The sequence below is a fragment of the Winslowiella iniecta genome (assembly GCF_001267535.1).
GTDB lineage: Bacteria > Pseudomonadota > Gammaproteobacteria > Enterobacterales > Enterobacteriaceae > Erwinia > Erwinia iniecta.
Map to the genome: position 1 here is coordinate 136,239 of NZ_JRXE01000011.1, position 14,059 is coordinate 150,297.

A 14,059-nucleotide genomic window follows, 5' to 3' on the forward strand; every position below is an offset into this window, starting at 1 on the left:
TATGCCGCCAGCGGCAAACGGGCTGAAACTGTCCGGGCAGCGAAAGCGCATCAGCCGCGGATCATACGCGCGATAGCCGTTACCGGGGTGATAAACCGCGCTTAGCGGATCACGTCGCTGATGATTAAATTGCAGAATTGACGGTTCCATCTGTTGTTACCTGAGTGGCTCACTGTATGCGCCATTTCTACCGCACATCGGATGGAGGAAACAAATCACAATTATCACCCTATGTCTGCCGCCAGACCGTGAGGGAATGCCCCAAAAAAACGCCCGCATTCAGCATGCGGGCGTTGTTTTAACCTGGGTGTGATGCGCTGGCACCAACAACTACTCGCGCAGCATATTACGAATCACATAATGCAAAATGCCGTCGTTACGGTAATAGGTCAGCTCATTGCCGGTATCAATACGGCAACGGGTATTCAGAATCTGCTGACTGCCATCAACACGCGTCAGCGTGACCTTCACTTCACCACCGGCTTGCAGTTGCGTCAGGTTTTCCACATCAATCTGCTCGTCACCGGTCAGATTCAGGGTTTTACGCGTGACCCCCTGCGGGAACTCCAGCGGCAAAATCCCCATACCGATCAGGTTCGAACGGTGGATACGTTCAAATGACTCAGCGATAACCACGCGCACACCTTGCAGGCGCGGCCCTTTCGCCGCCCAGTCACGGCTGGAACCGGAACCGTACTCTTTACCGGCGACGATGGCCAATGGCACCCCTTCCTGCTGATACTGCATCGCGGCATCATAAATATCCAGCTGCTGGTTGCTGGGGATATGACGCGTTACCCCGCCTTCCACTCCCGGCACCATTTCGTTGCGGATGCGAATATTGGCAAAGGTGCCGCGCATCATCACCTCATGATTACCACGACGTGAACCATAGGAGTTAAAATCACCGCGCTCGACGCCATGCTGAAGCAGATAACGGCCTGCCGGGCTTTCCGCTTTGATACTGCCAGCCGGTGAAATATGGTCAGTGGTCACCGAATCGCCGAGCATGGCCAGAATACGTGCGCCCTTAATGTCTTTGACTGGCGCAGGTTCTTTGCCCATATCATCAAAAAACGGTGACAGACGAATATAAGTCGATCCCTCATCCCAGTCGTAAGTGGCCGCCTCACTGACTTTGATTTGCTGCCACTCCGGCGTGCCTTCAAACACTTCGGCATACTCTTTATTGAACATATCAGTCGATACTTGCTGCACCGCTTCGGCAATCTCTTCAGGTGTTGGCCAGATATCGTTCAGAAATACCGGTTTACCGGTTTTATCATGGCCCAGCGGGTCAGTTTGCAGATTGATATTCATGTTACCGGCCAGTGCATAAGCCACCACCAGCGGCGGTGACGCCAGCCAGTTGGTTTTCACATAAGGGTGAATACGCCCTTCAAAGTTACGGTTGCCCGACAGTACTGCACCGACGGTCAGATCGCCCTGCTTAATCGCGGCTTCAATCGCTTCCGGCAGCGGCCCTGAGTTACCAATACAGGTGGTACAGCCATAACCAACCAGATTAAAACCGAGTTTATCCAGATACGGCGTTAAGCGCGCCACCGCCAGATAATCTGAGACCACTTTCGAACCCGGTGCCAGCGACGCTTTCACCCATGGCTGACGATCAAGCCCCAGTTCAACGGCTTTTTTCGCCAGCAGACCGGCAGCCATCAGCACACTGGGGTTCGATGTATTGGTACATGACGTGATGGCGGCGATGACTACTGCACCATCTTTCAATTCGCGCTGCTGACCATGATCGTTGTAGCTGACCGCTTTGTGTGGTTTCAGCGTCTGATTGACTTCCAGCTCATTGCTCTGCTGAAACGCGCGCGGCACATCGCCGAGCGACACCCGATCCTGTGGACGTTTCGGCCCTGCCAGGCTGGCTTCTACCGTCGCCATATCCAGCGCCAGCGAACTGGTAAATACCGGCTCATCACCAGGATTGCGCCACATGCCCTGCTGTTTGGCATAAGCTTCGACTAACGCCACCTGCTCACTGCTACGACCGGTTAGCGTCATATAACCGAGGGTAATATCATCAATCGGGAAGAAACCGCAGGTCGCGCCATATTCTGGTGCCATATTGGCGATGGTGGCGCGGTCAGCCAGCGGCAGATCATCCAGACCGTCACCGTAAAACTCAACAAACTTGCCCACCACCCCGTGCTTACGCAGCATCTGAGTGACCGTCAGTACCAGGTCAGTGGCGGTAATACCGGCACGCAGCTTGCCGCTCAGTTTAAATCCGACCACGTCAGGGATCAGCATCGATACCGGCTGACCCAGCATCGCCGCTTCAGCTTCAATACCGCCAACACCCCAGCCCAGCACGCCGAGCGCATTGATCATCGTGGTATGGGAATCGGTGCCGACCAGCGTGTCAGGATAAGCGACTTCATGGCCGTTTTGCTGTTCGTGCCAGATAGCTTTGCCCAGATACTCAAGATTGACCTGGTGGCAGATGCCGGTGCCTGGTGGCACGACGCTGAATTTATTGAAGGCTTTTTGCCCCCAGCGCAGGAAAACATAGCGCTCATGGTTGCGCTCCATCTCCAGTCGCACATTCTCTTCAAATGCATCGTCATCACCAAAGTGATCAACGGTCACCGAGTGGTCAATCACCAGATCGACCGGTGACAACGGATTCACTTTCGCCACATCGCCGCCAAGACGCTTCACCGCTTCGCGCATCGCCGCGAGATCGACCACTGCCGGCACGCCGGTAAAGTCCTGCATCAGTACGCGCGCCGGGCGATAGGCGATTTCGCGGTCGGCATGGGCATCTTTTAGCCAGCCCGCCAGCGCCTGAATATCATCGTGAGTAACCGAGTTGCCATCCTGCCAGCGCAGCATGTTTTCCAGCAGAACTTTCATGGATTTAGGTAATCGGGAGATATCACCGAGCTGTTGCGCGGCGAGAGGAAGACTAAAAAATTGGTAGGGCTGACCATTCACTTCCAGTGTGTCCTGGCTGATTTCGCGTAAAGTTAACGACATAACTCCTCCTTTTTATTTTGCTTTCAACAATAACCCGGCTGATGACAAGGTTAGTGTTAAAGATAGTACAAACCGGAGTTAACGTTTTGATAACAACACAAAATGACAACAGCAGTAACACTGTTTAAAACTAAAAACGCCCCAGTAATATTCATTACTGAGGCGCTTTTTTAAAAATTAATGCATATTTAATGCATTATTACCCATGCTACGCTGGCCCAGACCGCCAGCGAAAAAGCACAAGTCGTAATCCATAACCCAGGTGCAATACTCATTATTCACTCGCTCAGACCGCTTAACGGCCAATCATACGTACAACTTAAATCAAATCGAACCGGGTCGAATTGATTTTACCGTTTGAAATGATGTTTACCATCAGAGCATCAAGTTGCCCGGGCCAACAAAACAGACCCCAATAAGTGGCAAGACATATATAGTGTTATCGTCAGCAACGTTGCTGAAAAAATACTGTGCGCTATTTTTTGTTGTTGTCGAACAATGATTCGATAAAGTCGCGTTGCAGTTCACTCAGATTCCAGGATGTCGGTATTGTCAGCTCATCCGCGTGCTTGCGGGTTTTGCAGTAACCGGATTTCATCTTGCTCATTTGGTGAGCGTTACAGCTGCGCGTTTGTTCCATCATTACAAAAACCTCACTAGCTCAAAATCATTCCTGCAACACCAACCCAAAACAGCATTGATGCCGCAAACACAGCCAACCATGAAGCACGGCGAGTAAGGCCGCGACGCTGATGTCTGGCAGTTTTCTCCCCCGTTAAGGGCTGTACTGTTAATTTAGTCGCCATAGTTTTTGATAATCACTCTCAACAGAACGATTGTTAACACCAATCAACAATTTAAGACGAATCCTAAACACATTGCGTCGCAAAATCCAGCGGTTTTTACTGCACGCAGCGATTGGTACGATTTATCAAAACATTTAAAAACTCTCTGCTAAAAACAGACTCAGGTTGTAAATATTAATAACACTTTAACTCAAATGAATTTATAAAAGTTCCAGTATTGGCGGACTAAGTAATAACACTTCGGGTTAACACCTTTGTTCAGCCGCTCTGTTTTCTGGCATTAACTGGAGTATGAGAATAGTCCGGTCTACACGCAAAGCCTGCCAGTGAAAAGTGTGTCCTGTTTCGCATTTAGACAATAACAATAGAAAAACATGTGATACATGTTTCATTTATGTAAAAAGAACAACAAATTCTTATCATAAGCGCGGCGGTCGGCGTGTTGGTTATAAAAAAGGCCGCTTTCGCGACCTGATTATAGCGGGATGAAATATCCGACTGGTTATTTAGCAGGCAGCTTAATATCTTTAAACATCGCCTCGATATCTTCATTAGAACGTAATGCTACCGCGGCATCCACCACATCGCGCGTCAGATGTGGTGCAAAACGCTGAATAAAGTCATACATATAGCTACGCAGGAAGGTGCTGCGACGGAAACCAATTTTCGTGGTGCTAAAGGTAAAGATATCGGTCGCCTCAATACGCACCAGGTCAGGATCGGAGACCGGATCAACCGCCATACTGGCAATCACGCCAACGCCAAGGCCCAGACGCACATAGGTTTTAATCACATCAGCATCGGTGGCGGTAAACACGATACGTGGCGTCAGCCCCGCGCGGTTAAATGCGGTGTCCAGCTCCGAGCGGCCGGTAAAGCCGAAGGTATAAGTGACCAGCGGATACTCCGCCAGCTCCTCAATAGAAACTTTATTTTTCCCGGCTAAAGGATGATCGGGCGTCACAACAATGGCGCGATTCCAGTGATAGCACGGCAGCATAATCAAATCGTCATACAAATGCAGTGCTTCGGTGGCAATCGCAAAATCAGCATTGCCCTTCGATACCGCTTCAGCAATCTGCGTCGGCGACCCCTGATGCATATGCAGTGAGACGCGAGGATAGCGTTCAATAAAGCCTTTGATCACGCCCGGCAAAGCATAACGCGCCTGCGTATGGGTGGTGGCAACATACAGCGAGCCTTTATCCGGCCAGGTATGCTCACCGGCAACAGATTTTATTGCGTCAACTTTCGACAAAACTTCGCGGGCAATGCGGATAATCTCCTCGCCCGCAGGGGTAACCTGGGTAAGATGCTTGCCGCTACGGGCAAAGATCTGAATGCCCAGCTCATCCTCCAACATTCTGACTTGCTTACTGATTCCCGGTTGCGAGGTATAAAGTCCTTCAGCCGTTGAAGAAACGTTCAGGTTATGGTTAACCACTTCAACGATGTAACGCAGCTGCTGCAATTTCATTATTTTGATTCCATCCAGGTTTGAAGCAACACGCCGATGACCGGCGAATACCGCAGCAGGAGTGTTCAGGCGGTGGAATCGCTGAGGTTTACGGTTTAATGCAGTGAGAATTGAGAAAATCTGTTTCTATAACAACTATATCATTTTAAAGAAATATGTATAGCGTTTAGATATAAGGCGGGGGGTTTTGAATCACGGGCGGCGCGCTGGCCGCCCGTCACGAGGATTACTTCTTCGTTACCTGCCATTTGCCGTCGACAAAGAAAGCTGACCAACCGGTGGCCTTGCCCTCTTTCTCTGAGCTGACATATTGCTGCTTCGTTTTGCGGCTAAAACGCACCACGGTTTTGTTGCCGTCGTCGTCCGCCACCGGCGCATCGGCCAGATAGCTTAACTTCTCTGGCAGTCGGTCTTTAAAGCGTTTCAGCTCCTCAACCAACGGCGCACGCGTTTCCCGCGATTTCGGGAAGGTGTTAGCCGCCAGGAAAACACCGGCAGCGCCATCGCGCAGCACAAAGTAAGCATCCGATTTTTCACAGGGCAGCTCAGGTAATGGCACCGGATCTTCTTTTGGTGGTGCCACATCGCCGTTGCGCAGAATCTTACGGGTGTTTTTACAGTCGTCGTTAGTACAGGCCATATATTTACCGAAACGTCCCATTTTCAGGTGCATTTCAGAACCACATTTCTCGCACTCAACGATCGGACCGTCATAGCCTTTGATGCGGAATTCACCCTGCTCGATCTCGTAACCATCACAGCCTGGGTTGTTACCACAGACGTGCAGCTTACGCTGCGGATCGATCAGATAGCTGTCCATCGCCGTGCCACATTTCTGACAACGACGACGGGCACGCAGCGCATTGGTTTCCGCATCGTCCCCTTCCAGAATATTCAATACTTCATTTTCCGGAATCAGATTAATGGTCTGCTTACAGCGCTCTTTCGGCGGTAAAGCATAACCGGAACAACCAAGGAACACGCCGGTGCTGGCGGTACGGATGCCCATTGCCCGGCTACAGGTTGGGCAGTCGATGGAGGTCAGCACCATCTGGTTAGGCTGCATGCCCCCCTCTTCAGGATCCTTTTCCGCCTGTTCCAGCTGCTGGGTAAATTCACCAAAGAACTTGTCCAGCACGCCTTTCCACTGCGCCTGATTATTCGCCACTTCGTCGAGACTGCTTTCCATATGCGCGGTGAAGTCGTAATTCATCAGCTCACGGAAATTATCTTCTAAACGGTCAGTGACAATCTCACCCATTTTTTCTGCATAGAAACGGCGGCTTTCGACCCGCACGTAGCCACGATCCTGAATGGTCGAGATAATCGAGGCATAGGTAGACGGACGGCCAATGCCACGCTTCTCCAGCTCACGCACCAGCGACGCTTCGCTGAAGCGGGCTGGCGGTTTGGTGAAGTGCTGGCTTGGTTGCAGTTGTTGCAGGCTGAGTTCATCACCGACATTGACCGGCGGCAGCGTTCGGTCTTCATCGCCCTTACGCAGCGCGGGCATCACTTTTGTCCAGCCATCAAAACGCAGCGTACGGCCTTTGGCTTTCAGTTTGAAATCCGCAGCGGTCACGGTCAGCGTGGTAGAATCGTACTGCGCTGGGATCATCTGACAGGCGACAAACTGACGCCAGATCAGCTGATACAGTTTCTGCGCATCGGCTTCCATATCTTTCAGATGTTCCGCCTGCACGCTGACATCAGATGGACGAATGGCTTCGTGCGCTTCCTGAGAATTGTCTTTGCTGGCGTAAGTGTTGGCATCCTTCGGCAGATATTTCGCACCAAAACTGCTTTCAATAAAACCGCGCACCATGCTGACCGCATCCTGACTCAGGTTAGTAGAGTCAGTACGCATATAGGTGATATGACCGGCTTCATACAGACGCTGCGCCATCATCATGGTTTTCTTCACGCCAAAACCGAGACGGGTGCTCGCCGCCTGTTGCAGCGTTGACGTAATATAAGGTGCGCCCGGTTTGCTGCTGGTTGGCTTATCTTCACGATCGGCCACCACATAGCGCGCTTTTTCCAGCAGGCTCACCGCAGCTTGCGTCTGTTCGCCGTTCACCGGACGGAATGGTTTATCGCCCTGATGCGTGACCTGCATCGGCAGATCGGTGCCTTTTGGCGTCGTCAGATCGGCAGCCAGTTCCCAATACTCTTCCGGAACAAAAGCTTTGATCTCGCGTTCCCGCTCGACCACCAGACGAACCGCCACTGACTGAACGCGACCGGCAGAAAGCCCACGAGCAATCTTTTTCCACAACAGTGGAGAAACCATATAGCCTACAACGCGGTCCATAAAACGACGCGCCTGCTGCGCGTTAACGCGGTCGATATTCAGTTCACCTGGCTTCTCAAACGCCTGGCGAATCGCATTCTTGGTAATTTCGTTAAATACCACGCGGCTGTAGCGTGATTCATCGCCACCGATCACTTCCCGCAGGTGCCATGCAATGGCTTCCCCTTCGCGGTCAAGGTCGGTTGCGAGATAGATATGGTCAGCATTTTCCGCTAATGATTTCAGCTCGGCGACCACTTTCTCTTTGCCGGGCAAAATCTGATAATTGGCTTCCCAACCATGATAAGGGTCGACGCCCATACGACTCACCAGAGCCGCTTTTTCGTCTTTTTTAACCTTTTTCTTGGGAGCCGCTTTACTGGTTGTAGAGTCAGCGCTCTTTTTAACTGTTGAACCACTGGTCGGCAAATCGCGTATATGACCCACGCTGGACTTAACCACGTAGTCATTACCGAGATATTTATTGATTGTTTTGGCCTTTGCCGGGGACTCAACTATTACGAGAGCTTTACCCATATTTACCTTTACCTAATGAAAACTTCCGAATGTAGTGGCGGCGCTTATCGATAACTTCCTGCAGCGCGATAATGATATTGCAGCGAGGTTAACCCTTTTCAACCCTGCTATGTCCACCTGCAGCCAACCGTATTAACATAACGCCAACTTGCTGATTAACGACATCTTTTACCAATTTTCTCGCGTCTGCTGGTTCACCGATTAACCCTTTTTTACGCTCGGAACCAGAAACGCCCACACTGTACCTGATAAAATCTGATACGCAACTTAATTAGCATCTCCGGCAATTTTCCGCCAGCCGGGAGTAGATTCTCGCCAGCGGGAAAATCACCGCGCAGGTTTGCAGTTCTGCTTTGCTGGCAAGTAATATAGAAGGAAATCGCTATTTGTAAAAAGGAGCGCAAAATATGTACGAAAATACTCAACCGATAGAACGTGAGGCGTTACTGAAAAAAGCCAATGCGTTGATTGCAGAACATCAGGATTATTTTAGCGGGCTGCACGCCACCGGGGTTGAACAGAATGGCGATATTCTGGTGTTTCGCGGCGATTATTTTCTTGATCAGCAAGGCCTGCCGACCCGTAAAAGCACCACGGTGTTTAACGTGTTTAAATATCTCGCCCAGCAACTCTCGTCACAGTACCACCTGAAATCATAAGGCCCGGCGAACCGGGCCTTCGGGCTTACAGCAACGGCTTGTCACCACGCTGCCAGATTTTCAGCAGCAGGCGCTCAGCGCTGGCCGCCGCGCTGCTGGTGAAACGATCCATCATGCGCTTACGGCGCGCATAGCGCACGGCCATAACCTCAAACTTGTCCATCTCGCTGATGATCAGATCGTCGCTGGTGCCAATGCTGTCAATTAAGCCTTTCTCCAGCGCCTGACGACCGAACCAGTGCTCACCGGTCGCGACACGATCAATATCCAGCGTCGGACGCATCTCATGAACAAACTGCTTAAACAGCAGATGGGTTTCATTAAGATCTTCGCGGAATTTCTCACGTCCCTGCTCGGTATTCTCGCCAAACAACGTCAGCGTCCGTTTGTATTCCCCGGCGGTGTGCAGTTCCACATCAATATCGTTGCGCTTCAGCAGACGATTAAAGTTAGGGATCTGGGCAACCACCCCAATCGAGCCGATAATGGAAAACGGCGCGGCGACGATGCGATCGGCCACGCAGGCCATCATATACCCTCCGCTGGCCGCCACTTTATCCACCGCCACCGTCAGGCGAATGCCCTGCTGACGCAAGCGTTGCAACTGTGAAGATGCCAGACCGTAGCCGTGTACCACGCCGCCCGGACTTTCCAGCCGCAGTAAGACTTCATCTCCGCTGCGGGCCACCGCCATCACCGCCGAAATCTCTTCACGCAGCGACGCCACTTCTCCGGCATCCATGCTGCCCTTGAAGTCCAGCACCCAGAGCGTGGACTTTCCGCTCTCGCTTTTCAGTCCCTGCTTTGCACGCTGCTTCGCGGCTTTGGTTTCCAGTTTCTCTTGTTTCTTCTGTGCTTTATGCCACAGTTTCTGGTCGTGATGTTTCATCTGCGCCAGCGTCATGTCCTCTTTCATCTCGCGATACTGTTCGCCAAGATGAGTCACTTTCAGCTGACCACTTTGCGCGCGCTTACGCTGTGCCAGATTGACAATAATGATACCGATTGCCGCGATAGCGACCACCACCGTCACGGTTTTGGCTAAGAAAAGTCCATAATAAGAGAGTAGTTCCACTCAATCCGCCTTATTTTACATAGCATTAGGGCCCAGCCCGTAGTTTAGCTGACTCGTTGCAGTTCGTCGCCTGATTCACACGCAGCGCCGCTAAATTGCGCCCTTTGCACATTGAACTCACCGGTTTTTTCAGGCATAAAGCACTTTATTCAGCGTGCGCCGCCTGATGATACCCTAATACGGCGCACCACTATTATCGCCAGAGGAATACGCTGTGCACTATCAACCTAAACTCGATCTGCTTACCCATCGCATCATTCTGGTCACCGGAGCCAGCGACGGCATTGGCCGTGAAGCTGCTCTGACCTATGCCCGCTACGGTGCCGAAGTGGTGCTGTTGGGGCGCAATGCACAGAAGTTGCAGTCGGTCAGCGATGAAATCACCGCGCTGGGCAAAAATCCGGCGCGCTGGTTTACGCTGGATCTCGATAACGCCACGCCGGAAAGCTGTCAGCAACTGGCCGACGCGATCGGCCAGCACTATCCGCGTCTGGATGGTGTATTGCACAATGCCGGGCTGCTGGGCGATATCGTGCCAATGACCGAACAGAAGCCGGAAGTCTGGCAACAGGTGATGCGGGTCAATGTCGACGCGACGTTCTTCCTGACGCAAGCCTTGCTGCCGCTGCTGCTGAAATCCGCTGGCGGATCGCTGGTCTTTACCAGTTCCAGCGTGGGTCGCACCGGTCGTTCCGGCTGGGGGGCTTATGCCGTATCAAAATTCGCCACCGAGGGCATGATGCAGGTGCTGGCCGATGAATATGACAGCCGCCATTTACGCGTTAACTGCATTAATCCCGGCGGCACCCGCACCAAAATGCGTGCCAGCGCTTTCCCGGAAGAGAATGCCAACAAACTCAAAACACCAGCGGATATTATGCCGCTTTACCTGTGGTTAATGGGTGATGACAGCCGTCGCAAAACCGGTATGACCTATGATGCTCAGCCGGGTCGCAAAGCCGGAGCGGCGGAGTAATGGCCGCTGACGATCGCCATAAACAACGCCAGCAGCGCCTGAAAGATCAGGTCGATGCGCGCGTGGCGGCGGCAACGGAATCGCGTGGCATTCTGATGGTATTCACCGGTAACGGCAAAGGGAAAACTACCGCAGCCTTTGGTACGGCTACCCGCGCGGTAGGCCATCAGAAACGGGTGGGTGTTATCCAGTTTATTAAAGGCGAGTGGCCTAACGGCGAACGCAATCTGCTGGAGCCGCATGGCGTCGAATTTCAGGTGATGGCGACCGGTTTTACCTGGGATACACAAAACCGCGAGACCGACACCGCCGCCTGTTTACAGGTATGGCAGCATGGCAAACGCATGTTGCAGGATCCGTCGCTGGATTTAGTGATTCTTGATGAGCTGACTTATATGGTCAGTTTTGACTATTTGCCGCTGAACGAGGTACTGACAGCGCTGCAACAGCGGCCTGCCGGTCAAAGCGTGATTATCACCGGGCGCGGCTGTCATCGTGAGATTATTGAACGGGCGGATATGGTTAGCGAAATGCGGCCGGTAAAACATGCCTTTGATGCCGGTATTCAGGCGCAGCAGGGAATTGACTGGTAAAAATAAGCTGTAGAGGAGCCGTTTTCGGCTCCCGTGCTGATGTCAGGCAGAGTGCAAGCCCCCTGGCACGGGCGGCGAAAACGCCGCGACTACAAGAAACGGGACGGCATTAAGCCGCCCGCTACTATCACGCCCTATGGACGACGACGGCTCGCAGGCTTCGCCGCTTTCGCTGATGAACGGCGGTTATTACTGCCACTCACCTGTGTATGACGCTTCACCGCACGACGAATCTGGTTCGCTTTGGTGCGACGACGATCTTTCTCTACCGGTACTTTGCTGACGGTTTCTGGTTTCAGACCCACCAGCTCACGCAGGTAGTTGGTCGGTGCCAGATCCAGCTCGGTCCAGCCACCACGCGGTAAACCTTTTGGCAGGTTAATATCGCCGTAACGCACGCGGATCAGACGACTTACCTGTACGCCTACCGCTTCCCACAGACGACGCACTTCGCGGTTACGTCCTTCGGTTAACGTGACGTTATACCACTGGTTAATCCCTTCTCCGCCAGCAAACTTAATGGTTTTAAATGCCGCCGGGCCATCTTCCAGTTGCACGCCACGGCTCAGCTGACGAATTTTATCTTCATCAATCTGGCCAAATACGCGCACCGCGTATTCACGTTCAACTTCCTGGCTTGGATGCATCAGGCGGTTTGCCAGTTCACCGTCGGTGGTAAACAGCAGCAGACCACAGGTATTCACGTCAAGACGTCCTACTGCAATCCAGCGCGCACCGCGCAGTTTTGGCAGGCGGTCAAATACCGTTGGACGCCCTTCCGGATCATTACGGGTGCAAAGCTCACCTTCCGGCTTGTAATACGCCAGCACGCGGCAAACTTCGGTCGCCGACTCATTAATAGAGACGACATGACCGTCAATACGAATTTTCAGGGCTTTATCCAGCTCAACACGGTCGCCAAGTGTTGCCAGCTTGCCATCGACGCTGACACGTCCCGCAGAGATCATGGTTTCGATTTCACGACGTGAACCGTGTCCGGCACGCGCTAAAACTTTCTGTAACTTCTCGCTCATAGAGCAGCCTCACTGTCGCCTTCCCAGGCGTCGTTATTACTTAAAAATCAATAGGTTAGATTGACCTGTGTGCCCTATTATACAGGATGTACAACACCTTGTAATCTCCTTTGTTGTACAAGGTGTTACCCAACTTTAGACGTAAAAAAACCGCTCATGAGAGCGGCTTTCACAAAGGTAATTAAACTACCCTTTTGTACTTCTTGGGTCATTCCCGTAGCTGAACTTATCGCGGATCTGTCCATTATCGCCACGGTGAACTGAAACCTCTGAACGTGCTTTTTGAGCTAAAGCTCTTGTTTGTTCGAAAACTTCTTGCTGTGTAGAGCCTGTAACGCTTGCACGGGTGGCGTCTTGTCGCTGTCCACGCCACACACCATCAGCGCCTTTGAAAACATTGTAATCTTTACCGCTCATAACAAATCTCCCAAAAAAGAGGTAAGTCATAGAACTCAGCCTAAATAAGCACTGATCACAAATGCATCAACTTCAGATTAACCTTACCTCGTCAACACAGCAGAGGTCAATAAAAAAACACATCATGTAGTGTTCAGACTTATCTTATCAGCGATAAATTACTACATCTTGTGTTTGCATTAATTGTTAAAGGTCATGTTATTGACGTCAAAGGTTAGATCATCATGGAAGTTTTGAATGTCAGCCTTGCTTTGTGCAGCGAAAGCGCCTCTGAACAATTCTTCGTTTGGTGTGATCTCAGTTGTGTTATGAATCTCAAACTGGATTGGCGGTAGTTGCAGGTTGAACGGGTTAGAACGATTCATCAGGCTATCGTAGTTGCTCTGATTGACTGCCTGCGGAGTAAAGTTGTTGGGTGTATCAACATCCGCACCGATAAAGCTTGAATCCATCGGTTTACCTGCCATAGCGTCACGCCAACCAGCCTCACCCGCTTGGCTAGTCGAATTCCACCTCATAGCCGCCCATTGAGCTAACGGATTATCATCTTTATGATCTAATGCAGATTGATAGCTTTGTTTGTAGGTGTCACGGTTATAAGAAGCTGTACCGGGTATCATTCCAAGATGCTTACTCACCCATGCTGTAATTCCGCCTATAGTCTGCCCTAGTTCACGCATAACAGGTTTGAGTTCTGCAAAGCTCTGGCGGGTTTCATCAGCCCCGATCCCTAACTTCTTCATTCGTCCTGCAAAGGCGCTGCTGAAAGAATCCCCCAAGTTTTCAGATGCGGACTGTGCGACTGATCCGAGGTTAGCCAGGTAAGTTAGATTCTTGCTTTGTTCATCGGTAAGGCTTTGGCCTGATCGGGCAATGCTCATCATCGTCTCATCGAGGTTTTTACCTGTCTGATCGATACCACCTAACGCTAACGATCCATCGTTGACGGTTTCCGCAAAGAAAGTCATCTGTGAATCAGTAAACTTAAATTGCTTCTGTAGCTGGCGAAGGTACACAAGGTAATCAACATAATTCATGTTTTGCAGATTCTGCTGCACCTGCTGCCCTGCTGCTTTCCCGCCGCGCTGCGTTACCGCGTTGGACTGACCCCACGCCAGTAGACAAATTCTGTCCTCACGACGAGGCCTGTTCAAAGGCCTGCGGACTGACGCCGCCGAGATGA

At 51.6% G+C, this 14,059-nt stretch carries 12 protein-coding genes; 3 read left to right on the forward strand and 9 right to left on the reverse strand.

Annotated elements, in window-relative coordinates:
* Positions 1-330 precede the first annotated feature (330 nt).
* The 5 genes from acnA to topA form a co-directional block, all read right to left on the reverse strand.
* A complete protein-coding gene (gene acnA, locus NG42_RS09735) occupies positions 331-3,009 on the reverse strand; it encodes an aconitate hydratase AcnA (protein WP_052899105.1) in 2,679 nt (892 codons plus the stop codon).
* Positions 3,010-3,484: 475 nt separating this feature from the next.
* The gene (locus NG42_RS22995; protein WP_173581515.1) at positions 3,485-3,652 is read right to left on the reverse strand and encodes a hypothetical protein; all 168 of its coding nucleotides are present in this window, start codon (positions 3,650-3,652) and stop codon (positions 3,485-3,487) included.
* 13 nt (positions 3,653-3,665) lie between these two features.
* The gene (locus NG42_RS21950; protein WP_072133304.1) at positions 3,666-3,815 is read right to left on the reverse strand and encodes a YmiA family putative membrane protein; all 150 of its coding nucleotides are present in this window, start codon (positions 3,813-3,815) and stop codon (positions 3,666-3,668) included.
* 502 nt (positions 3,816-4,317) lie between these two features.
* A complete protein-coding gene (gene cysB / locus NG42_RS09740; protein ID WP_052899106.1) occupies positions 4,318-5,292 on the reverse strand; it encodes an HTH-type transcriptional regulator CysB in 975 nt (324 codons plus the stop codon).
* Positions 5,293-5,518: 226 nt separating this feature from the next.
* Positions 5,519-8,122: a type I DNA topoisomerase gene (gene topA / locus NG42_RS09745; protein ID WP_052899107.1), complete on the reverse strand. Its 2,604-nt coding sequence runs from the start codon at positions 8,120-8,122 to the stop codon at positions 5,519-5,521.
* A gap of 407 nt (positions 8,123-8,529) precedes the next feature.
* Between topA and NG42_RS09750 the strand changes: the two genes are divergently transcribed.
* On the forward strand, positions 8,530-8,781 hold the full coding sequence (locus NG42_RS09750) for a DUF2498 family protein (protein WP_052899108.1): 252 nt from the start codon (positions 8,530-8,532) through the stop codon (positions 8,779-8,781).
* A gap of 25 nt (positions 8,782-8,806) precedes the next feature.
* On the opposite strand, the gene sohB is transcribed toward NG42_RS09750, so the two are convergent.
* Positions 8,807-9,856: a protease SohB gene (gene sohB / locus NG42_RS09755; protein WP_052899109.1), complete on the reverse strand. Its 1,050-nt coding sequence runs from the start codon at positions 9,854-9,856 to the stop codon at positions 8,807-8,809.
* A gap of 214 nt (positions 9,857-10,070) precedes the next feature.
* Here sohB and NG42_RS09760 point away from each other — a divergent pair, with 214 nt between their 5' ends.
* Positions 10,071-10,832, forward strand: a complete 762-nt coding sequence (locus NG42_RS09760; RefSeq protein ID WP_052899110.1) for a YciK family oxidoreductase — start codon at positions 10,071-10,073, stop codon at positions 10,830-10,832.
* Positions 10,832-11,425 carry a cob(I)yrinic acid a,c-diamide adenosyltransferase gene (cobO, locus tag NG42_RS09765; protein ID WP_052899111.1) on the forward strand — a complete coding sequence of 198 codons (594 nt, stop codon included), beginning with the start codon at positions 10,832-10,834 and terminating at the stop codon, positions 11,423-11,425. The genes NG42_RS09760 and cobO overlap by 1 nt, the downstream gene beginning before the upstream one ends.
* 134 nt (positions 11,426-11,559) lie before the next feature.
* Here cobO and rluB read toward each other — a convergent pair whose 3' ends face one another.
* The 3 genes from rluB to NG42_RS09775 form a co-directional block, all read right to left on the reverse strand.
* Complete coding sequence (rluB, locus tag NG42_RS09770) at positions 11,560-12,459, reverse strand: 23S rRNA pseudouridine(2605) synthase RluB (protein WP_052899112.1); 900 nt, start codon at positions 12,457-12,459, stop codon at positions 11,560-11,562.
* A gap of 186 nt (positions 12,460-12,645) precedes the next feature.
* Positions 12,646-12,876, reverse strand: a complete 231-nt coding sequence (locus tag NG42_RS21955; protein ID WP_071524439.1) for a DUF2188 domain-containing protein — start codon at positions 12,874-12,876, stop codon at positions 12,646-12,648.
* Positions 12,877-13,055: 179 nt separating this feature from the next.
* Positions 13,056-14,059 (reverse strand): hypothetical protein (locus NG42_RS09775; RefSeq protein WP_206542084.1); only part of this gene is annotated, 1,004 nt, incomplete at its 5' end.